At 67.2% G+C, this 25,137-nt stretch carries 24 protein-coding genes; 14 read left to right on the forward strand and 10 right to left on the reverse strand.

The window, feature by feature from the left end:
* Window positions 1-47: 47 nt before the first annotated feature.
* From ACWPWT_RS10725 to ACWPWT_RS10750, 6 genes are all read right to left on the reverse strand, one after another.
* Window positions 48-914 carry a manganese catalase family protein gene (locus ACWPWT_RS10725; protein WP_261270832.1) on the reverse strand — a complete coding sequence of 289 codons (867 nt, stop codon included), beginning with the start codon at window positions 912-914 and terminating at the stop codon, window positions 48-50.
* 71 nt (window positions 915-985) lie between these two features.
* Window positions 986-1,507, reverse strand: a complete 522-nt coding sequence (locus tag ACWPWT_RS10730; protein ID WP_454279620.1) for a ferritin-like domain-containing protein — start codon at window positions 1,505-1,507, stop codon at window positions 986-988.
* A gap of 26 nt (window positions 1,508-1,533) precedes the next feature.
* Window positions 1,534-2,391, reverse strand: a complete 858-nt coding sequence (locus tag ACWPWT_RS10735) for an SDR family oxidoreductase (protein ID WP_454279621.1) — start codon at window positions 2,389-2,391, stop codon at window positions 1,534-1,536.
* A 75-nt stretch (window positions 2,392-2,466) separates the two neighbouring features.
* Entirely contained in the window at window positions 2,467-3,303 is an 837-nt protein-coding gene (locus ACWPWT_RS10740) for a hydrolase 1, exosortase A system-associated (RefSeq protein ID WP_454279622.1), read from the reverse strand.
* Entirely contained in the window at window positions 3,279-3,974 is a 696-nt protein-coding gene (locus tag ACWPWT_RS10745; RefSeq protein ID WP_454279623.1) for a hypothetical protein, read from the reverse strand. Before ACWPWT_RS10745 ends, ACWPWT_RS10740 begins: the two co-directional genes overlap by 25 nt.
* Window positions 3,971-4,243: an acyl carrier protein gene (locus ACWPWT_RS10750; RefSeq protein WP_454279624.1), complete on the reverse strand. Its 273-nt coding sequence runs from the start codon at window positions 4,241-4,243 to the stop codon at window positions 3,971-3,973. The genes ACWPWT_RS10745 and ACWPWT_RS10750 overlap by 4 nt, the downstream gene beginning before the upstream one ends.
* A gap of 159 nt (window positions 4,244-4,402) precedes the next feature.
* Here ACWPWT_RS10750 and ACWPWT_RS10755 point away from each other — a divergent pair, with 159 nt between their 5' ends.
* The 12 genes from ACWPWT_RS10755 to ACWPWT_RS10810 all read left to right on the forward strand — a co-directional run bounded on the left by ACWPWT_RS10755 (window position 4,403) and on the right by ACWPWT_RS10810 (window position 19,999).
* Window positions 4,403-5,905 (forward strand): AMP-binding protein, encoded by a 1,503-nt coding sequence (locus ACWPWT_RS10755; protein ID WP_454279625.1) that lies wholly within the window; start codon window positions 4,403-4,405, stop codon window positions 5,903-5,905.
* Entirely contained in the window at window positions 5,902-7,128 is a 1,227-nt protein-coding gene (locus tag ACWPWT_RS10760) for a pyridoxal-dependent decarboxylase, exosortase A system-associated (protein ID WP_454279626.1), read from the forward strand. Before ACWPWT_RS10755 ends, ACWPWT_RS10760 begins: the two co-directional genes overlap by 4 nt.
* A gap of 91 nt (window positions 7,129-7,219) precedes the next feature.
* Complete coding sequence (locus ACWPWT_RS10765; RefSeq protein WP_454279627.1) at window positions 7,220-7,858, forward strand: XrtA/PEP-CTERM system exopolysaccharide export protein; 639 nt, start codon at window positions 7,220-7,222, stop codon at window positions 7,856-7,858.
* A gap of 12 nt (window positions 7,859-7,870) precedes the next feature.
* Entirely contained in the window at window positions 7,871-9,382 is a 1,512-nt protein-coding gene (locus ACWPWT_RS10770; RefSeq protein WP_454279628.1) for an XrtA system polysaccharide chain length determinant, read from the forward strand.
* 8 nt (window positions 9,383-9,390) lie between these two features.
* A complete protein-coding gene (locus ACWPWT_RS10775) occupies window positions 9,391-10,479 on the forward strand; it encodes an AAA family ATPase (RefSeq protein ID WP_454279629.1) in 1,089 nt (362 codons plus the stop codon).
* Window positions 10,476-12,218, forward strand: a complete 1,743-nt coding sequence (locus tag ACWPWT_RS10780) for a hypothetical protein (protein ID WP_454279630.1) — start codon at window positions 10,476-10,478, stop codon at window positions 12,216-12,218. Before ACWPWT_RS10775 ends, ACWPWT_RS10780 begins: the two co-directional genes overlap by 4 nt.
* Window positions 12,219-12,237: 19 nt before the next feature.
* Window positions 12,238-13,551, forward strand: a complete 1,314-nt coding sequence (locus ACWPWT_RS10785) for an ExeA family protein (RefSeq protein ID WP_454279917.1) — start codon at window positions 12,238-12,240, stop codon at window positions 13,549-13,551.
* Entirely contained in the window at window positions 13,541-14,413 is an 873-nt protein-coding gene (locus tag ACWPWT_RS10790; protein WP_454279631.1) for an XrtA system polysaccharide deacetylase, read from the forward strand. Before ACWPWT_RS10785 ends, ACWPWT_RS10790 begins: the two co-directional genes overlap by 11 nt.
* Entirely contained in the window at window positions 14,410-15,447 is a 1,038-nt protein-coding gene (locus ACWPWT_RS10795; RefSeq protein WP_454279632.1) for a FemAB family XrtA/PEP-CTERM system-associated protein, read from the forward strand. The genes ACWPWT_RS10790 and ACWPWT_RS10795 overlap by 4 nt, the downstream gene beginning before the upstream one ends.
* Window positions 15,444-16,604: a TIGR03087 family PEP-CTERM/XrtA system glycosyltransferase gene (locus ACWPWT_RS10800; protein ID WP_454279918.1), complete on the forward strand. Its 1,161-nt coding sequence runs from the start codon at window positions 15,444-15,446 to the stop codon at window positions 16,602-16,604. The genes ACWPWT_RS10795 and ACWPWT_RS10800 overlap by 4 nt, the downstream gene beginning before the upstream one ends.
* The gene (xrtA, locus tag ACWPWT_RS10805) at window positions 16,601-18,106 is read left to right on the forward strand and encodes an exosortase A (RefSeq protein ID WP_454279633.1); all 1,506 of its coding nucleotides are present in this window, start codon (window positions 16,601-16,603) and stop codon (window positions 18,104-18,106) included. The genes ACWPWT_RS10800 and xrtA overlap by 4 nt, the downstream gene beginning before the upstream one ends.
* Window positions 18,107-18,112: 6 nt before the next feature.
* A complete protein-coding gene (locus ACWPWT_RS10810) occupies window positions 18,113-19,999 on the forward strand; it encodes an XrtA/PEP-CTERM system amidotransferase (RefSeq protein ID WP_454279634.1) in 1,887 nt (628 codons plus the stop codon).
* 57 nt (window positions 20,000-20,056) lie between these two features.
* Here ACWPWT_RS10810 and ACWPWT_RS10815 read toward each other — a convergent pair whose 3' ends face one another.
* From ACWPWT_RS10815 to ACWPWT_RS10830, 4 genes are all read right to left on the reverse strand, one after another.
* Window positions 20,057-21,043, reverse strand: a complete 987-nt coding sequence (locus ACWPWT_RS10815; RefSeq protein WP_454279635.1) for an alpha/beta hydrolase — start codon at window positions 21,041-21,043, stop codon at window positions 20,057-20,059.
* A 110-nt stretch (window positions 21,044-21,153) separates the two neighbouring features.
* A complete protein-coding gene (locus ACWPWT_RS10820) occupies window positions 21,154-21,300 on the reverse strand; it encodes a hypothetical protein (RefSeq protein ID WP_454279636.1) in 147 nt (48 codons plus the stop codon).
* A complete protein-coding gene (locus tag ACWPWT_RS10825) occupies window positions 21,300-22,349 on the reverse strand; it encodes a 1,9-bis(guanidino)-5-aza-nonane synthase (protein ID WP_007404219.1) in 1,050 nt (349 codons plus the stop codon). Before ACWPWT_RS10825 ends, ACWPWT_RS10820 begins: the two co-directional genes overlap by 1 nt.
* Window positions 22,350-22,533: 184 nt before the next feature.
* Window positions 22,534-23,769 carry a type III PLP-dependent enzyme gene (locus ACWPWT_RS10830; protein ID WP_454279637.1) on the reverse strand — a complete coding sequence of 412 codons (1,236 nt, stop codon included), beginning with the start codon at window positions 23,767-23,769 and terminating at the stop codon, window positions 22,534-22,536.
* Window positions 23,770-23,964: 195 nt separating this feature from the next.
* On the opposite strand from ACWPWT_RS10830, the gene ACWPWT_RS10835 reads away from it, so the two are divergent.
* Window positions 23,965-24,888 (forward strand): threonine ammonia-lyase, encoded by a 924-nt coding sequence (locus ACWPWT_RS10835; protein WP_454279919.1) that lies wholly within the window; start codon window positions 23,965-23,967, stop codon window positions 24,886-24,888.
* Complete coding sequence (locus tag ACWPWT_RS10840; RefSeq protein WP_454279638.1) at window positions 24,888-25,052, forward strand: hypothetical protein; 165 nt, start codon at window positions 24,888-24,890, stop codon at window positions 25,050-25,052. Before ACWPWT_RS10835 ends, ACWPWT_RS10840 begins: the two co-directional genes overlap by 1 nt.
* The last annotated feature ends 85 nt before the right edge of the window (window positions 25,053-25,137 follow it).

The following is a 25,137-nucleotide window of genomic DNA, read 5'->3' on the forward strand; positions in this document are numbered from 1 at the left end:
TCACGCGGGGTAAAGGAAGCGGCCCCGCGTGAGAGTCGACCTGGAAATCAGACCTTCGGCTTCTCGCCGATCTGTTCGGCCTGGGCGCTGCTGTCCGGGCGGGCGGGGCCCAGGACCGGTTCCTCGCCCATCGGTTCGTTGCGGAATACGGTGAATTCGCCCCGGCCATCGGTGCTCGGCCCCTTGGTCCAGCGTCCTTCGGGATAGGTGCCGTCTATCGAGGTGACGAAGAAGTCGTAATTGTGGGCCTGATCCTCCTTCGACTGCGGGAAGGAGTTGGGGATGGGAAGGGAGGACTCGGCACCCAGTTCCTCGATCACGGCCAGCCATTGCTCCTGATGCATGGTGTCGCGCGCGATCATGAAGTGCAGCATGTCCTTCATGCCCTGGTCGTGCGCGGCGTTGTAGAGGCGGGTCGCCAGCACGCGGCCGGTGCTCTCGGCGGCGACATTGCAATACATGTCGGCGGCGATGTTCCCGCTGGCATAGATATGGCTCATGTCGAACGGTACGCCGTCCGAGTCCGAGGGGTGCGCGGCAAGCCCGGTCGACAGGATATGCTTGTGCAGCGTTCCTTCGATCGCATGACGGGCATTGCCGCCGCCCATCACCGCGCCGACGATCCCGTCCGCCGCACCCTCTTCCTGCAAGGAGGCGGGGGCCTTGTCGAGGTTGAGCGCGACCGCGGTCGCCAGCATCTCGATATGGCCAATTTCCTCGGTGGCGGTGTGGAGCAGCATGTCGCGATATTTCGGCGTCGGCGCGCGGTTGCCCCATGCCTGGAAGAAATACTGCATGCAGACGCGGATCTCGCCCTCCACGCCGCCGATCGCCTGTTGCAGCATGCGTGCGAACAGGGGGTCGGGTGCCTCGCACCGGACGGGATATTGCAGGCGTTTGTCGTGATAATACATGGTCGGCCTCGCTTCTGGGGGGACAGGGGGCCGCTCCGGCCGGCGAGCCGGCCGGGCGGAGTCGACGGGATTTAGTGGCTGGCGGTTTCGCCGGCGGCCCGGCGTTCGAGATAGCGGCGGGTCAGCGCGGCATTGTTCTCGTCCACCCAGGCCGCCATCGAGAGTTCCTCGTTCAGCGACTGGGTGAGCAGCGGCGCGGCGCTGGCGAAGCCGCCGACGTCCGCAATGGTGATCAGCGACTTGTAACTGGCCGCCTCGAAATTCTCGAAGGCGAAGTTGGCGAAGCTGTTCTTCAGGATTTCGTCGGGCGCGAAGGTGTGGCCCAGCGCCGCCATGTTGCCCGAGAAGGACAGCGCGGCGTCCTTCAGCACCGACCGGCTCTCGTTGAACCCATCGAGTATGTCCTCCAGCCGGACGATCTGCTGCTCGGTCTCGCCCCGGTGCGACCGAAGCCGGTCGGCGACGTCGGGATAGTTGGCTAGGTGGTCGAGTTGCCGGTCGATCAGCGCCAAGGCCTGATGCTCGACGGCATGGGCGTTCTTCAATCCGGCGACGAAGACCGCCGCGACCACGTCATGGGGTAGGGATGCCATGGATCATCGCTCCTTTCGCTTGAGGATCAGAGGAAGGGGGTGCCGCCGGTGACGGGGATGGTTGCGCCGCTGATGTAGCTGGCCTCGCCGCTCGCCAGCAGGACGTAAGGGGGCGCGAGTTCGGCGGGTTGCGCGGCGCGGCCCATCGGCGTCTGCTGGCCGAAGCTCTTCACCGACTCGGGCGGCATGGTGGAGGGGATCAGCGGGGTCCAGACCGGCCCCGGCGCCACCGCATTGACCCGGATGTTCCGCTCGGCCAGCATTTGCGCCAGTCCTGCGGTGAAATTGTGGATCGCGCCCTTGGTCGTCGCATAGGCGAGCAGTTGCTGGTTGGGCTTGTCGGCGTTGATCGAGGTCGTGTTGATGATCGACGACCCCTCGCCCATGTGCGGCAGCGCGGCCTTCACCAGATAGAACATCGCATGGATGTTGGTGGCGAAGGTGACTTCCCATTCCTCGTCGCTGATGTCCTCCACCGTCTGGAAGGTGGCCTGATGCGCGGCATTGTTGACAAGGATGTCGACCCGACCGAAGGTCTGGACCGCGCGCTCGACGATGGTGCGGCAATGGGCCGGATCGCTGACGTCGCCGGGGATCAGCAGCGCCTTGCGACCCGCCTGTTCGACCAACCGCTGGGTCTCGGCGGCGTCCTCGTCTTCCGAGAGGTAGGAAATCACAACGTCCGCGCCTTCACGGGCGAAGGCGATGGCGACCGCGCGACCGATGCCGCTGTCCGCACCGGTGATGATCGCTTTCTTGTCGGTCAGCTTGCCATGGCCGACATAGCTGTGCTCGCCATGATCGGGGCGGGGGGTCATCGCCTCCGTCTCGCCGGGCATGTCCTGCTGCTGTTCGGGTTGTGGTGGGGTGGGGCGTTCGTTCATGGACCGTCTCTCCTTGCCCGGACCAATAAACGGGGCGGAGAGGCGTTCCGGTAAAAACTGTTATCTTAAAACGCGTTAGTCGATATTTTTCGGTTCCGATAGGTCGTCCCGTCCGTCGCTCGCTTCGTCCGAGTCGAACGCCGCGAGCCGACTCAGGATCGCCCGTTCCAACTGGTCGAGCGCATCGGCATAGCTGTGCGAGTCCGTCGCCAGCGTCTCGATGCGAAAGCCGTGCCCGCGGGCGGCGGCGCGGAAGGCGACCCCGGTGGCATCGCCACGCGCCACGATGATCGCCGCATCCTCACCCCAGGCATGGATGGCATGGAGTAGCGGCGCCGCGGCCTCGTTCAGCGGCGCGGGCGAGGCGGCGATCTTGGTCAGCCCCTGCCGCAGCTTGGTCAGGTCGACCGCACCGCGCACCAGCCGCATCCATTCGGCGGGATTGGCCAGCTTGCGGGCATAATGGCGGCGGATCGCAGCGGCGGGGGGCAGGGTGTCGGGCTCGTCGGACAGCCAGGGATTGGACAGCAGCATCCCGCTCAGTCGCGCCTCCGCGCCGAACATCGCCAGCGCGGTGGCGGCATCGCAATTGCCGAAGCCGATGACGCGCGCCACCCCTGTCGCGTGCACGAACGCCTCGACGGCGGCGGCGATGTCGGGGCCGCTCGACTCCCAGCCGCCATTCGCACCCTCGCTGTCGCCCACGCCGCGTCGGTCGAAGCGGAACACCGGAAAGCCTCGTGCGGCGATCCGTGCCGCGAGTATCGCCTGCCCGCGATGCGCGCCCATGCGCGGCTCGTTTCCGCCGGATACGATCAGCAGGCCGGTGTCGCGCCTGCCTTCGTCCAGCGTCCCGACCAGCGTCGTATCGTCGCAGGGAAAGGAGATCAGCCTGCGCACGAAGCGATCCACTGCGCGATGTCCTGCGCCAGTGTGGCGGCGAGGTCGGGGTCTTCCTGCGGCTCGGCACGGCGCCAGGGGGGGACGGCGTCGATCGTCCGGTCGGCGGGTGCGCGGTCATGGCCCAGGCGCACCACCCGGCGCGGCACGCCCGGCTGGTCGTAAGGTTCGGCCCCCGCCAGCCCTGCCAGGAAATGCGGCGAGACGCGATTGCCCGCAATCCGCACCGGAGACTCCGCGCCGAACAGCCCATAGCGGTCGCTATGCAATCCTGCCGCCGCGCGCAGGCGGATGACGTCGCGCAGCACCGCTTCGCCGGTCATCGGTGCCAGATGCCAGCGCCCCAGCAACAACGCGAAGCCATCGACCAGCGTGCCGCCCCGGATCGACACGCCGTAGCAGGGACGGTCGCCCAGCGCCTCCGCCGCCGCCTCATGCGCATTGCGCCACTGGATCAGGCTGGCTTGTTCGGTGTCGATCAGGCTTTCGCCCGTACCCGGCCAGTCGGGCAGCGCGCCGCCAATGCCATGATCGGCCAGCCGCCGCAGCATCGCCACCGCCAGGCTGCGCGTCCGGTTCGCCTCCTCCCAGAAGGGGAGCGCGACCAACACGACCGGTCCTTGCGCGGGGCCGAAGCGCACCATCGCCTCGCGCCCGCCGGGCCAGTCATAATAGTCGATCAAGCGCGCGCCTTGGTGTCGGCGAAGGCGACGAGTTGCCCGAACGTCTCCAGCATTTCGCCATCGACCTCGTCATCCTCGATCAGGATGCCCAGCCGGTCCTCCAACTCTGTCAGCACGCCCGCGACCGCCATCGAATCCAGTTCGGGCAGCGCGCCGAACAGCGGCGTGTCGGCCTGGAAGCTCTCTACGCGCTCCTGCGACAGCCCCAGCACATCGGCCAGCACGCCGCGCACCGTCGCCTCGACATTCCCACCCGTCTGGAGTTCCAAACCCTGTCACCTTGCTATCTGTATCGTGCGGACCTGCGTTAAAGCGGCGGGGGGCTTTCGGCAACCGGCCGTGGCGTGGGCAGGGCGGCCCTGATCGTGCGAAAGCTTACCCCGCATCCGCCGCTCGACTTTGTCCCCCACCGCCCTGTAGATGGCCCGATGATCCTCGATCCGACCGCCTATCCGATCGACCATGTCCTGCGTGGAGCGCCCGATGCCCCGGCGCTGATCGAGCGGGACGGCGGCCTGAGCTTTGTCGAAGCCGAGCAGGCGGTCGCCCGGCTGGCGGGGTGGTTGGCTATGCAGGGTTTCGAGCCCGGCGCGCGGGTGGCGACCTGGCTACCCAAGACGCGGGTCGCCGCGCTGATGCCGCTTGCCGCGCCGCGCGCCGGGCTGGTCCATGTGCCGGTCAATCCGCTGCTCAAGCGCGCGCAGGTCGCGCATATCCTGGCGGACAGCGGCGCGGCGATGCTGCTGACCCATGGTCCCCGCGCCGCCACGCTGGAGCCTGGCGATGTGGGTGAGGGCGTGCGGCTGTTCACCGAGGCGGGGGAGGGCGATGCGCTGCCCCGGTCCGCCGCCGATCCCGATGCGCTGGCGGCGATCCTTTATACCTCCGGTTCGACGGGGCGGCCCAAGGGTGTGATGCTGAGCCATGCCAATTTGTGGTTCGGGGCGATCGCGGTGGCCGACTATCTGCGGCTGACGCCGGACGACCGGGTGCTGGCCGTCCTGACGTTCAGCTTCGACTATGGGCAGAACCAGCTTTTCTCGACCTGGGTGGCGGGCGGTGCGGTCGCGCCGCTCGACTATCTGACCCCGCGCGACGTGGTGAAGGCGGTGGCGCGGGTCGGTGCGACGACGCTGGCGGGGGTGCCGCCGCTCTGGACGCAGTTGCTGGCGAGCCCCTGGCCCGAGGAAGCGGTGGCGCCGATCCGGCGTCTGACCAATTCCGGCGGCGCGCTGACCCCGCGGCTGGTTCGGGGGCTGCGAGATCGTTTTCCGGCGGCCGATCTCTATGCGATGTACGGGCTGACCGAGGCGTTCCGCTCGACCTATCTCGACCCCGCGCTGATCGACGCGCATCCCGATTCCATCGGCCGGGCGATCCCCTTTGCAGAGATCATGGTGTTGCGCCCGGACGGCAGCCGCGCCGAGCCGGGCGAGCCGGGGGAGCTGGTTCATGCCGGGCCGCTGGTCGCGCAAGGCTATTGGCGTGATGCGGAACGGACGGCGCAGCGTTTCCGCCCGGCACCGGGCTGGCCCTGCGCGGTTTGGTCGGGGGATACGGTGGTCGAGGGGGCGGACGGCCTCCTTCGCTTCGTCGGGCGCGATGACGAGATGATCAAGGTGTTGGGCAACCGGATCAGCCCGCAAGAGGTCGAGGAGGCGGTGCTCGCGGGCGGCGAAGCGCGGGAGGCGGTGGCGATCGGCCTTCCCGACGAAGCGCAGGGGCAGGCGATCGTCGTGGTGCTGGCGGGCGATCCCGCGATGGAACCTGCCCTGCGCGCGCGGCTGAAGCGGGATCTGCCCGGTTTCATGCAGCCCGCAGCCTATGACTGGCGGGAAGACCTGCCGCGCAACGCCAATGGCAAGCTGGACCGCGCCGCGCTCCGCCGCGCATTGGTCGAGGCTGGGTGCGACAAGGATATGACGCGATGAAGCCGATGGGCCCGATCCCTCCTGAATTCGCCGGACAGCGAGGGGTGCTGACCATCGCCGGACGAAGCGCCGAGGATTGGATGCAGGGGCGCGACGGTCCGCTGTTCGTCTATGACCCCGCCATCGTCGCCGGCCGGGTCGCTCGGTTCCGCGCGGCCTTTCCGTCGATCGACCTTCATTATGCGATCAAGGCCAATCCTCATCCGCCCCTGCTCGCGGCCATGGCGGACCTGGTGGACGGGTTCGACGTCGCCTCTGCTGGGGAACTTGCCAAGGTGGCGGGGCTGGGCAAGCCGATCAGCTTTGCCGGGCCGGGCAAGCGCGACGCCGAACTGGCCGCCGCGATCGAAGGCGGCATCACGCTCAATCTGGAATCGGAGGGCGAGGCAAGCCGCGCGCTTGCCATTGCCGAACGGTTGGGCACCCGTCCGCGCCTCGCCGTCCGGGTGAATCCCGATGTCGAGTTGCGCGGATCGGGGATGAAGATGGGCGGACGGCCATCGCCCTTCGGCATCGATGCGCAGCGGGTGCCCGCGCTGGTCCGGCAAATCGTCGCGGCGGGGGCGGACTGGCGCGGCTTTCATATCTATGCGGGCAGCCAGGCGCTCGACCCCCAGGCGATCATCGATACGCAGGCGGCGACGATCGCGCTGGCCGCACGGCTGGCGGAGGCGGCGGGTCAGGCGCCGCCGCTGGTCAATCTGGGCGGCGGATTCGGGGTGCCTTACTTTGCGGGCGACACCGCGCTCGACATCGCACGCGTGGGCGAGGCGCTGGAGCAGGCCTTGGCGGCGCGACCCGCCATCCTGGCCGATAGCCGTTTCGCCATCGAACTCGGCCGTTGGCTGGTGGCGGAGGCGGGGGTGTATCTGGCGCGCGTGATCGACCGGAAGGAGAGCGGGGGCGAGACGTTCCTGATCCTCGACGGCGGGCTCAACCATCAACTCGCCGCCAGCGGCAATTTCGGCACGGTGGTGCGGCGCAACTATCCGCTGGCGCTGGCCCATGCGTTGGGCGACGACCCGGTGGAGACGGTATCGGTGGTCGGCCCGCTCTGCACCCCGCTCGACCGGCTGGGCGATCGGGTGGCATTGCCTTCGGGACGGGTGGGTGACATCGTCGCGATCTTCCTGGCGGGGGCCTATGGAGCCTCGGCCAGCCCTGCCGCGTTTCTGGGACATCCCCCCGCCGCGGAGGAGATGGGCCTGCGCACAATGGCATAACCCTATGTTCACCTATTGGTGGGCATAGCCGATCCTGCGCAATTTGCCTTTCGTCTCCGATCGGGGCGGGAGGTTCAGGAGATTTGTTCGCATGGCATCGTTCGCCCGCCCCCTTCTGCTCGCAGGCATGGCCGCCTCGACGCTGACCGCCTGTTCCACGGGCGGGACCAGGTCCGAGCTGCCCTCGGCCGGCTATGTCGCGCGCAAGGAGCAGCCGGGCGAGGAATATGTGATCGGCCCGCTCGACACGCTCAACATCTTCGTCTGGCGCAATCCCGACCTGTCGACCAAGGTGCAGGTGCGCCCCGACGGCCGTATCACCACGCCACTGGTCAACGACATGCCCGCCGTCGGCAAGACGCCCGCGATGTTGCAGGACGATCTGAAAAAGGCGTTGTCCGAATATGTCTCCAATCCGATCGTATCGGTGATCGTCGAGAATTTCTCCGGCACCTATAGCCAGCAGGTGCGGATCGTCGGCGCGACCGAGCGCCCTGCCTCCATCCCCTATCGCGCGAATATGACGCTGCTCGATGCGATGATCGCGGTGGGCGGGCTGAACCAGTTCGCGGCGGGCAACAAGGCCAAGCTGGTGCGCACCAATCTCGAGACCGGCAAGCAACAGGAATATGCGCTGCAGATCAACGACCTGCTGAGAAAGGGCGACTCCAGCGCCAATGTCCGGCTGGAACCGGGCGACGTCATCATCATCCCCGAATCGATGTTCTGAGGCCGATCGCCGGTGTCGACCATTCAGGACGAAATCCGCATCGCGCTCCATGCCATATGGATTCGCCGCTGGCTGGCGCTGGCCGTGGCCTGGGTCGTGTGCATCCTGGGGTGGCTGTTCGTCGCGCAGATTCCCAGCAAATATGAATCGCGCGCGCGCATCGCGGTCCAGAACTCGCAGATCCTGCCCGACGGCATGACCAATGGTCAGCCGAACGACATGGGTTCGGTCGATCGGGTGCGCCAGACGCTGATCTCCGCGATCAACCTGCAAAAGGTGGTGCGTGGCACCGACCTCGCCAGCACCGTGTCGAGCGATGCCGATGTCGCCGCCCGCGTCTCGTCGCTGGCGCAGGCGATCAAGATCGAGAACCAGCAGGACACCATCTTCCAGCTGACCGTCACGCAAGGCAGCCCCAAGCTGGCGCAGCAGGTGGCGCAGAAGCTGATCGACATCTTCGTCGAATCCAACCTGGTCGGCGACCGCAACAACACGAACCAGAGCCTCGCTTTCCTCGACAAGCAACTGGCCGATCGCCAGAAACAGCTTCAGATCGCCGAGGCGCGGCGTGCCCAGTACCAGAACCAGTTTCTGGGCGGCCTGCCCGGTACGGGGTCGGTCGCGGACCGGATCGGGCTGGCCCGGTCGCAAATGGCGCAGGTGGACAGCGATCTCGCCGCCGCCCAGTCCAGCTTCGCGGCGGTACAGGGACAACTGGCCGGGACGCCGCGCAGCGTCAGCGACGGGGGCGGCGTCGCGGTCAGTCCCGCCCGTGCGCGGCTGGCGACTATCCAGGGGCAGCTCGCCGACGCACGGGCGCGGGGCTATACCGAAAACCATCCCGATGTCGTCGCGCTGAAGAACCAGCTGGCGGCGGCGCAGGCGGCGGTCCGCGCCGAACCGGCGGGCGCGGCGGCAGGCGGGCAGCCCAATCCGCTTTACATGTCGCTCCAGTCGATGGCGGCTGAGAAACAGGCACAGCTCGCCAGCCTGAAGATCCGCAAGTCGCAACTGCAGAACGATCTCGACCGGCTGAACGCCAGCCTGTCGAGCGATCCCGAAGCGGCGGCACAGCAAGGGGCGAACGACCGCGACTATCAGGTGCTGAAGGACAGTTACGACCAGCTGCTTCGTCAGCGCGAACAGGTTGCCCTGCGGGGACAGGCACAGAACCAGACCGACGCGATGCGCTTCTCGCTGATCGACCCGCCAACCTATCCGCGCGCGCCGACCTCCCCCAATCGCATCCTGCTGCTCAGCATGGTCTTCGCCGCCGGGCTCGGCCTGGGCATCGGTTCGGCCTTCGCGCTGTCGAAGCTGCGCCAGACCTTCACCACGCCACAATCGCTACAGCGGACCATGGGGATGCCGGTGATCGGTGCGATCGGAGAGGTGGTGACGCGGTCGCAGGCGACGGCACGGGCGCAGCGGCTGAAACTGTTCCTAGGCGGGACGGCGGCGCTGGGTGGCGCCTATGTCATGGTGTTGGCGATCGAGCTATTACAACGGGGAATGGCCGCGTGAACGGAAGCGTGAAAAACCCCAAGCCCCGCCGCGAACCCTCGCTGCTCGAACGAGCGGCGAATGTGTACGACTTCCGGACCTATTTCCGCGACCCCGGTTCCGAGGCGCCGGAGCCCAAGGCCGTCGAGGATGCGCCCGAGGCAGAGGCCGTGCCGGTGCCCCCGCCGCCGCCCGAACCTGCCCCACCCGTTTGGACGCCGCCTTCGGTCATCGCGCCCGACGAACCCGAGCCGGCGCCGCCCGCCATGGCCTCGGGCGAAGCCCCCGCCTCGCTCAGCGGCATTCCCGCCGAGTTCCTGGCCCAGCCGGGGGATGAGGAATTTCTGGCGAGCGAATATAATCCCGGCTTTTCCGACATTGCGATGGTCGACCGCGCGATGCTGGCGGAAAATGGGATGATCGTGCCCGGCGCGCCGATCGGTCCGCTGGCCGAGGAGTTCCGGCTGGTTAAACGCCAGCTCATCATCACCAGCCAGCGGCTGGTCGAAGGCGGCGACGACGACAAGGCGCGCGTCATCCTGATCTGTTCGGCCCGGCCGCAGGACGGCAAGACCTTCTGTTCGGTCAATCTCGCGCTGTCGCTGGCGGCCGAGCGCGATACCGAGGTGCTGCTGGTCGATGCCGATGTCGCGAAGCCCGATGTGCTCGCCCGGCTGGGGCTGGTGGAGGGGCCGGGGCTGCTCGATGCGCTGGACGACAGCAGCATCGATGTCGAATCGCTGGTGATCCGTACCGATGTTCCGCATCTTTCGGTCCTGCCGTGCGGGACGCGCAAGGCCAGCGATACCGAATTGCTCGCTTCGGCGCGGACGCGCGCCGTGGTGCAGCGGTTGCTGTCCGCCAACCCGCGCCGCCTGGTGATTTTCGACTCGCCGCCCGCGCTGGTGGCATCGCCCGCCTCGGTGCTGGCGATGCTGGCGGGGCAGGTGATGATGGTCGTGCGCGCCGACCGAACCCCGGAAAGCGAAGTCTCAGCGGCGGTCGCGCTGCTCGACGCTTGTGAGAATATCCAGCTCGTTCTGAACAGCGTGGCCTTTGTGCCGGGCAGCCGCCGGTTCGGCTTCTACGGGACATATGGGAAGGACGGCGCCCTGTGAGGCGCGGCCGCTTCATCCCGACATGCGCCTTGTGCGGGGTGGCGGCATGGCCGACCGCGCTTGCGGCGCAGGCACAGAATGGAGCGGCGGCCTCCGTCGGATCGGCCCGTACCGACCCGGCTCCGGGCAACGGGGTACGGGGCAACGGGGCACCGGGCAACGGGACACAGGGCACCGCATCCAACGATGCGACCCGTCCGGCGCGCTCGCGGGCCCGGCTGACCCCCTATGTCGAGGTGGGACAGCTTTTCAGCGCCGACCTCAATGGCGGCGACGCCGTGACCTATACGACGCTGGCGGCGGGGGTGAACGCCGCCGTCCAGACCATGCGGGCCGAGGGGCAGGTCAGCTATCGCTACGAACGGCGGATCGGGTGGAGCGACCGCGCCGGGGATGGGGACATCCATAGCGGGCTGGCGCGCGGCAGTTATCGCCTGACGCACGAGCTCAGCATCGACGGCGGCGCGCTGGCGACCCGGACGCGCGCCGATATTCGTGGGGCGGCCCCGGGCGTGCTGGTCGGTGACATCGGCAATATCTCGCAAGTCTATTCCGCCTATATCGGCCCCTCGCTGGCGACGCAGGCGGGACCGGTGCAGATCGGCGCCAATTACCGGCTGGGTTTTACGCGGGCCGATACGCCGGGCCTCGGTGGGTTGGCACCGGGGCAGCCGCGCCTCGACTATTTCAGCGACAGCCTGAACCAGCTTGCGACCTTCAGCGCGACGGCACGGCCGGGGACTGTCGCGCCGGTAGGCCTGTCGTTCAACGCCGCCTATGACCGCGACGATGCGGGGCAACTGGCGCAGCGTTACGAGGGGTGGTTCGTCCGTGGCGACGTGCTCAAGCCGATCTCCCCCTATGTCGCCTTGACTGCCGGAGCCGGTTACGAGCGAATCCAGACCAGCCAGCGCGATGCCGAGCGGGACGCCGCCGGTCAGCCGCTGCTCGATGCCCGGGGCCGGTTCGTCACCGATCCGGACAGCCCGCGCCGCATCGCCTATCGCACCCAGGGTGTCTATTATGATGCGGGCGTGATCTGGCGTCCCAATCGTCGCACCTCGGTGGAGGGGCATGTCGGCGAGCGTTACGGGTCGCTCAGCGTCACCGGGCTTGCGCGCTATCAGGCGTCGCGAGACGTCATGGTCCAGGCATCGGTCTACGATGGTATCCAGACCTTTGGCCGCCAGTTGCGCAACGGCCTGTCCAACCTGCCAACCAACTTCATCGAAACGCGCGACGCCTTTGGGCAGCAATTCAACGGCTGCGTCTTCTCCGCCACCGGGACGACGCCGGGGGGGTGCCTGAACGACGTGCTGCAATCGGTGCAGACCTCAGTCTATCGTGCGCGCGGCGTGGATGCGACCGTGTCGCTGTCGCGGGGGCGGTCCACCCTCGGTTTCGGCCTCGGCTATGCCAGCCGGCGGTTGTTCGCACCCGATGCTTCGCCCGGCATCATCGTCTATGGCGCGGAGGACGAAAGCTACTACGCGCAGATTTTCTTCGGCCATGCGCTGAGTCCGAATTCGGGGCTTAACGTGAATGGCTTCGTTAACTATTATGCCAGTAGGTTGGCGGGGGCCGAGGACGTGGTATCGCTGGGTACGACCGCCAGCTATTTCCGCAACTTCGGTCGGCTCGGAACAACCGCGTCGGTTGGATTGTACCATTTCACGGTCGGGGACCTGACCAACGCCCTGTCGGCGCAGGCCCTGATCGCCGCACGGTATCAATTCTGACCGGCCGAAAGGCACGATGATGTACGAGACCCATTTCGGGCTGGGCGAACGCCCGTTTCAACTGACGCCGGACCCGCGTTTCTGGTACGAAACCGCCACCCATGGCAAGGCGATGGCCTATCTCGGCTATGGTCTGGCGCAGGGTGAGGGCTTCATTGTCATCACCGGCGATGTCGGTGCGGGCAAGACGACGCTGGTCGGGCATCTGATCGAAACGCTCGATCCCCGCCGCCTGAAGGTGCTGCATGTCGTATCAACGGCGGTCGAGCCGCACGACCTGCTGCGCGTCCTGGCCGAGCAGTTGAACGTCGACGCGCAGGGCCTGTCCAAGGCGGCGCTGCTGTCGGGTATCGAACGCGCGTTGAACGGCGTGGCGCGTGACGGTCGCCGCATCCTGCTGATCGTCGACGAAGCACAGGCATTGCCGCTCGCCTCGCTCGAAGAATTGCGCATGCTGTCCAATTTCCAGGCGGGGGGCCATGCGCTGCTCCAGATCCTGCTGGTCGGACAGCCCGAATTTCGCGAACGCCTGTTGGGCTCGGCTGCGGTCGAGCAGCTTCGCCAGCGGGTCATCGCCATCCATCATCTCGACCCGATGGAGGCGGAGGAAGTCCCCGACTATATCGCGCATCGCCTGGCTGTGGCGGGATGGACCGGCCGCCCCGATTTCGCCGCCGACGCCTTCGACGCGCTCTATGCGGTGTCGAACGGGGTGCCGCGTCGCCTGAACGTGCTGGCGGGACGCGTGCTGTTGCAGGCGGCGATCGAGGGGATCGAACTGATCGGCCAGGATACGGTCGAGAGCGTTGCCGCCGACATGGCCGCCGATCTGGGCGGAAGGCCTATGGCGGCTGCGGTGGAAGAGCCGCCCGTCCCGCCGACGCCTCCGGTTGTCGATCGCCCGGTCTTTGCCGGTCCGACCATGCAGTCCTTCAAGCTGAACGGCGCGAACGTCCATGTCGGCAACGGCGCGGGTGTGCATACCGCCGCGCCGGTTCGTCCCGCCGATCCGATCGTCCGCACCCCGGCCATGCCGCAAGGCGAACTGCCCCGCCACCGCGTCGTCGCGCCGCCACCTGCGCCCGAACCCGTTTCGCTCCGCCCCGGGCCGAAGCCCGCACTGGCTGCCGAGCCGCCCGCCGAGAACCCGATGCTGTCCGCGATGGAAGACCGGGTGGCGCAACTGGAAGCCCGGCTGGAGCAGCAGGAGGCGGCGCTTCGCCGTGTCCTGACCCTGTTGGTCGACTGGTCGGAAATCGACAATCGCGCCGGCGAAGCGCGACGCGAAGACGTCTCCACCATCCGGCCGGGGGCGTGGGGCCATGCCGCCTGAGGGCGTTTCGCCGACGACACGGCCGATCAACGGCATGTCGGTCGATGTCGAGGAATGGTTTCAGGTGGGCGCGTTCGAGAAGACCATCGACAAGAGCGACTGGGATCGTCTCGACAGCCGGGTGGAGGCCAATACCGATGCCGTGCTGTCGCTGTTTGCCGACACGGGGACGCGCGCGACCTTCTTCACGCTGGGTTGGGTCGCGCATCGTCACCCCTCGCTGATCCGCCGCATCGTCGCGGCGGGGCATGAGATGGCCAGCCATGGCTGGGACCATCAACGCGTCTTCACCATGACCGCCGACCAGTTCCGCGCCGACCTCGCCCGCGCCAAGGCCGCGATCGAGGATGCGGGCGGGCAGGCCGTCACCGGATACCGCGCACCGAGTTTTTCGATCGACCAGCGGACCCCTTGGGCGCATCCGGTGCTGGCGGAGGCGGGTTACCGCTATTCCTCCAGCGTCGCGCCGCTTCGTCACGACCATTATGGCTGGGTCGAATCGCCGCGCTATGCATGGCGGCCATTGGACGATTCCGATCTGGTCGAATTGCCGGTGACGGTCGCGCAGTTCGGCAGGCGGCGGCTGGCGACCGGGGGCGGATTCTTCCGAATGCTGCCCGCCAGGCTGACCGATGTCGCGGTGGGACAGGTTCAGCGCGATGCGCATGGCGCGATCTTCTACTTCCACCCCTGGGAGGTCGATCCGGGCCAGCCGCGCGTAACCCATGCGCCGCTGCGCTCGCGCATTCGCCATTACAGCCGGTTGGGGGCAATGGCGGGCAAGCTGCGCGGGCTGTTGACGCGGCATGACTGGGGCCGGGTCGATCAGGTCGCGGCCGAGGAAGCGGCGCGGCTGGCATGACCGCGCCGATGCCGACGATCCGCGTCGCCGATCTGGCGCGCGAGGCGGACTGTGCGCGGATCGATGCTTTCGTGGCGGCACAGCCGGACGGTACGCCCTTCCACCGCACCGGCTGGTCGAAGGCGGGGGCCGAGGGTTGCCGGCAGAAGGCCCATTATCTGGTGGCCGAGGACGAGACCGGCGCGATCATCGGCGTCCTGCCGCTCAGCGAGATACGATCGCCCTTGTTCGGGGCGGCGATGGTCTCGACCGGCTTCGGGGTCGATGGCGGTGTGCTGGGGCAGGGCGGTGATGCCTTGGCGGAGGTGGCCTGGAGGCTTGCGGACGAGCGCCGCATCGGCTCGGTCGAGTTGCGCGGCGGGCCGGTGCCCCAGGGGTGGACGGCGGACGCCGAAAGCTATCTGGGTTTCGTCCGTCCCCTTGCGTCGGATGACGAGGCCGAGTTGAAGGCCATTCCCCGCAAGCAACGCGCCGAGGTCCGCAAGGCGCTGTCGCAGGACTGGGAGATCGTCATGGGTCGCGACCCGGCGATGCTGGCCGAACATTACCGTATCTATGCCGAGTCGGTCCGCAATCTGGGGACGCCCGTGTTTCCCGCACGCCTGTTCCGCGAGGCGGTGGCGCGGCTGGATGCCGATATTCTGACCGTAAGGCATGGCGGCGACGCGGTAGCGAGCGTGCTGAGCCTTTATCATGGCGGCACGGTCTATCCCTATTGGGGCGGGGGGACGCAGGCGGCGCGGGGGCTTCGCGCCAATGACATGATGTATTTCGCGCTGATGCGGCATGCCCGCGCGCGTGGTTGCCGTCATTTCGACTTCGGCCGATCGAAAGTCGGCACCGGCGCGGCGGCGTTCAAGAAGAATTGGGGCTTTGAGGGGCGGCCCTTGGTCTATGCCAGCCGCAGCGTCGATGGCCCGCGCGCGATCAATCCGCTCAATCCCAAATATGCGCTGATGATCGCGGTGTGGAAACGCCTGCCCGTCTGGGCGGCGCGGCTGGCGGGCCCGCTGATCGCGCGGGGATTGGGGTGAAGGACCTGCTGTTCCTGGCGCACCGCGCGCCTTTCCCGCCCGACCGGGGCGATAAGATCCGCAGCTATCATGTGCTGCGCCACCTGATGCGGGACTGGCGTGTCCATCTCTGCGCGTTCGGCGAGGGCGAGGGGGATTTCGAACCGCCACCCGCTCTGCGCGATGGGCTCGCCAGTTGCCATATCATTCCGCGGACCAAGCCGATGCCGGTCGCGGCCCTTCAGGCGCTGGGCCGGGGGCAGCCGGTCTCGCTGCCCGCCTTCGCGCATCCCCGGATGGGGCGCGCGGTGGCAGGGGTGCGCGCCGATCACGCGATCGCGGCATGCTATATCTTCTCCGGCCAGATGGCGCAGTATCGCGGGCCCGAGCCGACCATCATGGACATGGTCGATGTCGACTCCGCCAAATTCGCCGCGCTGGCGCGCCAAACGCGATGGCCGATGCGCGCGATGCTGGCGCGAGAGGCGCGGCGGCTGGGGGATTTCGAGCGCCGCATCGCCAGTGAGGTCGCAGCGACGGTGTTCGTCAGCGAAGCCGAGGCCTCGCTGTTTCGCGACAGCGGCGGCCGGGGGCGGATCGTCGCGATCGAAAACGGCATCGATGCCGATCATTACGATCCCGAAGTCGCCGTGGGAAACGAATCGGAAGAACCGCTGATCGTCTTCACCGGGCAGATGGATTATCGCCCCAATGTCGACGCGGTCACGCGCTTCGCCACGCGCATCCTGCCGATGGTTCGGACCTGCTGTCCGTCCGCACGCTTCGCGATCGTCGGACGCGCGCCGACCCCGGCGGTGCGGCGTTTGGCGGGAGACGGGGTGATCGTCACCGGCGAGGTCCCCGATACCCGCATCTGGCTGGCGCGGGCGCGGGTCTGTGTCGCGCCGCTCGATCTGGCGCGCGGCATCCAGAACAAGCTGTTGGAGGCGATGGCGATGGCGCGTCCCGTGGTCGCCTCGATTGCGGCGGCAGAGGGGATCGACCATGGCGGCACGATCGCCGTGGCGGAGGGGGACCGCGACTTCGCCGACCGGGTGATTGCCGCGCTGACCGGCCCGGCCGACAATCCGGCCGCCCGCGCGCGGGTGCTGGCGCGCTATGACTGGGCGGCCCGGCTCGCCCCGCTGGACCTGTTGTTGAAGGGCATGCTGTCGTGACGCTGGCGGAGCGCATGAGGCCGGGGCGCTGGACCTATCATCTGACGCTGCTCGGCGTGACCGCGCTGATCGTGCTTTTCCTGTTCTGGCGCGACGCGGCGCATCTGGTCGACATCTGGTGGACCAGCACGACCTATGGCCATTGCCTGTTCATCGGGCCGGTCGTCGGCTGGCTGATCTGGCAGCGTCGCGGCGAACTGGCGCAACTGACCCCGGTCGCATGGTGGCCCGGCCTGATCGCGGTGGCGGGCGGCGGGTTGCTCTGGCTGCTGGGCGAATCCGCGACGGTCGCGCTGGTCCGGCAATTGGGGCTGGTCGCGGTGATCGAGGGGCTGGTCCTCACCCTGCTCGGCCCCATGGTCGCGCGCGGCCTCCTGTTCCCGCTCGCCTATGCGTGGTTCCTGGTGCCCTTCGGCGCGGAACTCGAAAGGCCGCTTCAGCGGATCACCGTGTCGATCGTCATGCCGCTGCTCGACTGGAGCGGCATTCCCGCCTCGGCCGACGGGGTGCTGATCCATGCCGGACGCTATTGGTTCGAGGTGGCGGAGGCCTGTTCGGGTTCGAAATTCGTCCTCGCCATGATCGCCTTCGCGACGCTGGTCGCCAATCTGTGTTTCAAGTCGCCGTGGCGGCGCGGCGTCTTCCTGATCGTGTCGCTGATCGTGCCGGTGCTCGCCAATGGCGTGCGCGCCTGGGGAACGATTTTCGCCGCCGACAAGACCTCGATCGAGGTGGCGGGGGGCGTCGATCATATCATCTTCGGCTGGGTGTTCTTCGCGGCCGTCATGGCGGCGGTGCTGGCGATCGGGTGGCAGTTCTTCGATCGCTCGCCCGACGATCCCGCCTTTGACCCACGTTGCCTGTCCGCCATGCCGGGGCATCGCATCGATCCGCTGCTGGCCGCGATCCTGGCGGTGACGATCACCGCCCTCTATCCAAGCTGGAGCGGCTTTGCCGGATCGCGTACCGCGATCCTGCCCGGCCGAATGACACTGCCCGATGTGCCGGGCTGGACCACCGCGCCGCAGGTCAGCGCGTGGCGGCCCTATTATCCCGGCGCGGACGCGGTTCTGCTGCGCAGCTACAGCGATAGGGACGGGCATCAGGTCGATCTGGCCGTCGCCGTCTTTTCCCGCCAGCGCGAAGGGGGCAAGCTGGGTGCGTTCGGGACCGGCGTGCTGCACGAGGATGATCGCTGGATCCGGGTCGCCGATCTGGGTCGGATCGCCGGGGGCGACACGATGCGGATCATCTCCACCGGCGCGAACGGCCGGTCGGTGCAGCGCGACGTTGCGACATGGTATCGGATCGGCGATAGGCTGACCCCGGATATGCGACGCGTGAAGATCGAGACGATGAAGGCCCGGCTGCTCGGCCAACGCCAGACCGCCATGGCCATCCATGTGGCGAGCGAGGGCGATGATCCCGCCGCAATCCAGGCCTTTGTCCACGCGCTGGGCCCGGTCGAGGACTTTGCCGACCGTCTGACCGGGCGGCACTGACCGCGCATGTGCGGGATCGCCGGCCTTTTTCATCCCGCCACGGCCAAGCCGGTCGACCCCGCCCGCCTGCGCGCGATGATCGGGGTGCAGGCGCATCGCGGGCCGGACGGTCAGGGGATATGGACCGCGCCGGGCGTCGGCTTTGCCCATGCGCGGCTGTCGATCATCGACGTGGCCGGTTCGCCCCAGCCGATGGTGGAGGACGAGGTCGCCGTCTGCTTCAACGGTGAAATCTATAATTACCGGGCGTTGCGTGAGGAATTGCGCGCGCGCGGTGCGGTGTTCCGGACCGATGGCGATACCGAAGTGCTGCTGCATGGCTGGCGGCATTGGGGCCCGTCCATGCTTCACCGGCTGGTCGGTATGTTCGCCTTCGCCATCCACGATGCCAGGGCGGGGTCATTGTTCCTGGCGCGCGACCGGCTGGGGGTGAAGCCGCTGCACTGGGCGGAGCTGACCGACGGCGCGGTCGCCTTCGCGTCGGAGATGAAGGGGGTGCTGGCGCATCCGCTGTTCCGCCGCCGCCCCGACATTCGCGCGGTCGAAGATTATCTGGCGCTGGGATATGTGCCGGACGACGCCAGCATGGTTGCCGGAATCCACAAGCTGGCCGCCGGACATTTCCTGCTGATCGAGCGGGGGCGGGGCGTCCCCACGCCTCGGCAATGGTGGGACGTCGATTTTTCCAAGCGCGAGAACGGATCGGTCGCGCAACTGGGCGAAGGGCTGCTCCAGCGAATGCGCGAGGGCGTCACCAGCCGGATGGTCGCCGATGTGCCGCTGGGCGCGTTCCTGTCGGGGGGCGTGGACAGCTCGGGCGTCGTCGCGTTGATGGCGGAGGCTTCGCCACGCGCCGTGCGCACCTGCACCATCGGTTTCGAGGAAGCCGGGCATGACGAGCGCGGCTATGCCCAGACCATCGCCCGGCGTTTTGCCACCGATCATGTCGAGCGCGTCGTCCGGGCGGACGATTTCGCGCTGATCGATACGCTGGTCGCGCATTTCGACGAGCCCTTTGCCGATGCCTCGGCACTGGCAACCTATCGCTTGTGCCAGCTGGCGCGCGAACATGTCACGGTCGCGCTGTCGGGCGACGGCGCGGACGAGGCGCTGGCGGGCTATCGCCGGCATGTCTTCCATGCGGGGGAGGAACGGGTGCGGGGCCTGTTCCCGGCGGAGTTGCGCGCCGGGCTGTTCGGCACATTGGGGCGGCTCTGTCCCAAGGCCGATTGGGCGCCGCGTCCGCTTCGTGCGAAGACGACCTTGCTGGCGCTCGGCATGGACGGGGCGGAGGCCTATGCCCGTGCCGTCGGCGTCACCAGTCCCGAATGGCGCGCCCGTCTGTTCTCGGCGGAGGCAAAGGGGGCGCTGGGCGGACACCGGGCCGAGGATCGCTATGTCGCGGCGATGCGGCAGGCGCCAGCGCGCGACGCGATGGACCGGGCGCAATATGCCGATCTGAAGATATGGCTGCCCGGCGATATCCTGACCAAGACCGATCGCACCTCGATGGCGGTGGGACTGGAGGCGCGGGAGCCGCTGCTCGACCACCGGTTGGTCGAATATGCCGCGCGCCTGCCCGCTGCCATGCGGGTGAGGGGCGGACAAGGCAAATGGCTGATGAAGAAGGCGCTGGAGCCCTATCTGCCGCGCGACATTCTTTATCGCCCCAAAATGGGGTTCGTGACGCCGATCAGCGCCTGGTTCCGGGGCGCTTTGGCCGACGATGCCGCCCGTCTGGAGCATAGCGGGCTGCTGCGGGAGACGGGGTGGTTCGAGTTGGCGGAGCTGGGTCGAATGACCGCCGACCACCGATCGGGCCGGGCCGATCATGGCCGGACGCTGTGGCAGATGATGATGCTGGAGCGCAGCCTGACGCGGTTGTTCGCCTGACCCGCCCCCAGGCTCGGTCTAGGGACGGTTTTCCTACATTGGAAAGCAGGCAATGGATCACCCCCGCAACGTCTGGCTGATCCAGCGATCGAACAGATCGGGCCAGAGCCGTTCGGGCGACCCTTCGGGCGCACTCAAGGCACCGAAGCCGTGACCGCCTCGTTCGAAGAAATGCGCCTCGACCGGCACTTTCGCGGCGCGAGCCTGGGTCAGCACGTCGATTGACTGGTCGATCGACACCAGCCCGTCATCGACGGCATGGACCAGGAACAGCGGCGGTGTGTTTGCGCCGATCCGACGCGGCGTATCATAACGCGCCTTGGTCGCAGGATCGGGTTCGGGGCCAAGCAGATTGTCGCGCGACCCGGCATGGGTGGTCGGCGTCGACAGGCTCGCGACCGGATAGACCAGGCCGGAGAAACGCGGGCGTGCCGATTGACGATCGGCCGCATCGAGCGCCGTATAGACCTTGTCGTCATACCCCACCGTCAGCGATGCGGCGAGATGTCCGCCCGCCGAAAAGCCGACGATACCCAGATTGGCCGCATCAATGCCATAGCGCCCGGCCTGGGCGCGGATCAGCCGCATCGCGCGCTGCGCATCCTGGAGCGGCACGTCCGCCTGACGATCCCACCCCTCGGACGGCAGGCGATAGGAGAGGGCGAAGACGGTGATGCCATGCGGGTTCAGCGTTCGGGCGACATCGATCCCCTCATTCTGGATCGACACGAAGCCATAACCGCCCCCCGGAATGGTCAGCACGGCGCGGCCATCGGGGCGTTCGGGGCGAAAGACCGCGACGATCGGATCGGCGGTGCCCCGCAACCACAAATTCTGCTGCCCGGCAGGACCGTTCATCGATGGGTTCGGGGTGGGCAGTTTGGCCAGCGCGCCCGGCGGGCGTCCGGGCCAAAGGGAAAAATGCTCGGCGGGTGGCCAGGGCGTCATCGTGCCTGCCGTCGTGGAGGAACCGGCTTGCGCGGCGCCATTCGTGGCCAGCGGCGCGGCGGCCATCGCCCCGATCAGGGTGCGTCGATCGATCACTCTCTTCCCCTCCGTGTCGCGCATGGGAGCGCTATTGTGCGGAGGGTGCCGGGCTGTCCTGCATCAGGCAAGTGAAAAGGGGCGGAACCTTTGCGGTTCCGCCCCTCATTTCAATGCCCGTACTTCTTGATCCCGCGGCGGCGGAGCTTTTCGCGCTTGCGTCGCCGGGAATAGGGGACAGCGAAGGCCAGCCCGGCGATCAGAACGACGCCGATGATGATGTAAGCCAGCTGTTCGCGTTCAACAAATTCCAGCATTAGTCGAAAATCGCTCCCCAACGACGCTTTACGCGCTCCCGCCAGTGGCCGCGATGATAGGCGTCCGAAGCCAGCAGCGGCATGACCGAGCCCGCTTCCGCAAACACCATCTGCTCAAGCGCGGTATCGACCTTGCCCCAGCTCGCCGCTTCCTTCAGCGTCGAGGACGAGCAGGCGCCGTCCCGAACATCAGCCACCGTGATCTGCACCGCGTATTTGTGCATCTCGACGTCGTCATGGCCCAGGATTTCAGCACAGACAACCGTGTCTTGGATGAAATTCTTCGGCACGCCACCGCCGATCATCAAAAGACCGGTCGTGCCCGCCTTGATCTTGATGTCGGTCAGTTCGCGGAAGTCGGCAATGGCGTCGAGCACCATGTACGGCTTGCCTTCCTTGGCGCGCTCGACCTGGTGCTTGACCAGTCCGAAGCCGGCCGACGAGTCGACGAATGCCGGACAGAAGATCGGCACGTCATGCTCATAGGCGAGCTTGACCAGGCTGTTTTCCTTCTTGCCATGCTCGGCCAGATACTTGCCCATCTCGCGGATGAAGGCGCGGCTCGAATAGGGCTTGGGCTCCAGCGAGTCGGCGATCTTGCCGATCGTGTGGTCGCAGTCCTGCAGCTGCTCTTCGTCGATATAGGTGTCGTAGATGCGGTCGATGTAGAGCGAACGCAGCGTGTTGTCGTCCGGCACTTCCAGCGCCTGGTAATGCTTGTGGCCCAGGCCCTCGAAGAAATCCATGTCGACGATCGACGCGCCGGTCGCGACGACGCCGTCGATCATGTTCGAGCGCAGCAGCTCGGCATAGAGATCCATGCAGCCGCCGGCCGAGGTCGAACCCGCGATGACGAGGAAGATCGAGCAGTCCTTGTCGGCCAGCATCTGGTTGTAGATGCCGGTCGCGCGCGCCAGGTCGCGGCTGGTGAAGCTCATCTTGCCCATCGAATCGATGATCGGGCGGGCGTCGAACTTGGTGATGTCGATATGCTCGACCACGCTGGAGAGCAGCTCGGCCTTGCGGTTGTCGTTGATCGTGTCGGTCATGATGGTTCCATCATCATCGAGAAGCCGCCGTCGTTATTGGGGACGCGGTAACCCGGCTGGCCCGGCTCTACGCAAACGGCAGGACCGGTATGGGAAGGGGCCTTATCGTGGGCGAACCCGCAATGCCACCCCATTCCCCTCCCGCCGGAGCGGGAGGGTTATAGAGTTTGCTAGTCGGGCTGGGTTACAGCTTGACGACGTTGGCAGGCAGCGCCTGCTCGGCCTCGTCGCGATAGACCGAGAACATCGGCTCATCGTCGGTCACGACGAATTCGTGGCAGGTGAAGCCGTTGAATTGCGTCCGCATCGCCTGGCCATAGGCACCGAGCATGCCGATCTCGAAATAATCGCCGGTGTTCGTATCCACGGGCAGCGGGAACGGACCCTGCATATAGTCGAGATCGTCGCAGGTCGGGCCCCAGAAGCTGAAGTCCATGTCCCGCGCGTCGGAATCCGGTTCGCGCAGCAACTGGACAGGGTACTTCCACCCGATATGCGCCGCATCGAACAGCGCGCCATAGGCGCCGTCGTTGATGTACAGCTCATTGCCGCGACGACGCTCGACGCGCACCACGACGGACGAATATTCGGCGCACAGCGCGCGGCCCGGCTCGGCCCAGAGTTCGGCCGAATAGGACACCGGCAGGCTCTCGAACGCGCGGTGGATCGTCTCGAAGAAACGCTCCAGCGGCGGCGGGGTCATGCCCGGATAGGCCGAGGGGAAGCCACCGCCGACATCGATCACGTCGACCGTAACCGCCGCCGCGACGATCGCCGCACGCACGCGCTCCATCGCCGCCGAATAGGCGTCGGGGGTCATGGTCTGGCTGCCGACATGGAAGCAGATGCCCAGCGCATCGGCGACCTGGCGGGTCGCGATCAGCAGGTCCTTCGACTCTTCCAGGCTGACGCCGAACTTCGATCCCAGGCTCAGCTTGGCATATTCGGACGACACGCGCATGCGGACGCACAGGGTCAGGTCGGTCGCGCCGTTCGTGGCGCGGACGATCTTGTCCAGCTCTTCCAGGCTGTCGAGCGAATAGGTGCGGACGCCGTGCGTGAAATAGGCTTCGGCAATCGCCTCTTCCGACTTCACCGGATGCATGAAGCAGCAGACGGCCTGGGGAACGACCGACTTCACCATCCGCACTTCCGCGATGGACGCGGTGTCGAAATGGGTGATGCCATTGTCCCACAGGATCTGGATCAGATCCGGCGACGGATTCGCCTTTACCGCATACATCGAGCGGCCCGGAAACTTCTCGACGAAGAATCGGGCGGCGCGCGCAGCGGCGTGCGGGCGAAGGAGCGTGACCGGATCAGCCGGGCGACGCTTGGCGATGTCGATGCCGCGCTCCAGGTTGGAGGGAACGGCGGTCGAACGGGCAGCTAGCCCCAGCGCGCGATGATTCTGGTGCAACTCAAGGGACCTCCAATTGCCTGACGGCATACGGTGACAAAAAGCTGCCTTGCGGTTGGAAGTCCCATGGGGCAGCGGAGGCGCGAAATAGGGTTCGCTTTTTCGAATGTAAAGCGGTTGAAAGGCCGTCGGAGATAAAAAGTGACAATCTTAAGACAGCCGACAAAAGCCGGGGTCCGCGACGCCGCCGAAAAGATCGCGCGAGTGCTGCCGGCAAGTCCCATTTTTCCATTTTTAATCAATGGGAAAACGATAGTTTTCAAGGCCGAATGCCTGCAGCCGATCGGCGCCTTCAAATTGCGCGGCGCATGGCACCGATTAACCGCGTTGGACGAGGCCGCTCGTGCGCGTGGCGTGGTCGCCTTTTCGTCGGGCAATCATGCACAGGGAATCGCCTGGGCCGCCCGGCGACTGGGAATCGCGGCGACCATCGTGATGCCGGCGGATGCGCCGCCATCGAAGCGAGAGGGCACGCTCGCGCTGGGGGCCGAGATCGTCGACTATGACCGTGCGACCGAGAGCCGCGAGCTGATTGCGCGCCGACTCGCCGAAGCACGGGGCGCGACGCTAGTGCCGAGCTTCGACGACCCCTGGGTGATCGAGGGACAGGGTTCAGCCGGGATCGAAGCGGCGGCTCAGATGGCCGCACTGGGAATGGCCGCACTGGGAATGGCCGCGCCGACGCATGTCGTATCGCCCTGTGGTGGCGGCGGTCTCGCGGCGGGTGTGGCCCTGGCGCTACCCGATGCGAGGGTGACGGTGGTCGAGCCCGAGGGCTGGGACGATATGCGCCGGTCGCTGGAGGCGGGGTGGATCGAGCCGGTGGGCGACAGCCCTCCGCCGACCGCGTGCGACTCGCTCCAGACCACACGAGTCTCGCCGCTGACCTTCGAGGTGCTGGCCCGGCGTGGGGCCGAGGGCGTTGCGGTCAGCGAGGCCGAGGTCGCCGCGGCCCAGCGCTTCGCGGCGGAACGGTTGCGGCTGGTGGTCGAGCCGGGTGGGGCGGTGGCGCTCGCCGCGCTTCTCTCGGGCAAGGTGGCGGCGGAGGATGGGATGCTCGTCCTGCTGTCGGGCGGCAATGTCGACCGCGCCGCCTATGCCCGGGTGCTGGCGGGCTGATGGAGGGTATCGCCCAGGCTGCGCCCGGTATCGCGATGCTGGCCGCCTTTGCCTGTGTCGCGGGCGGGGTGGTGACGATCCGGCGCGGGGATCGTCGCAAGGGCGTGTTGATGCTGGTGATGGCGGTCGTGCTGGTCGGCAATGTGGTGATCTGGACGATGTAGCGTCGTCCGTTTCTCACCCGTTCCCCGGCGAAGGCCGGTGCCCCGTCGCTATCGAGTTCGGGGCGGTGGCTGAATGGGCGTGGGA

The sequence above is a fragment of the Sphingomonas sp. Marseille-Q8236 genome, assembly GCF_965112005.1.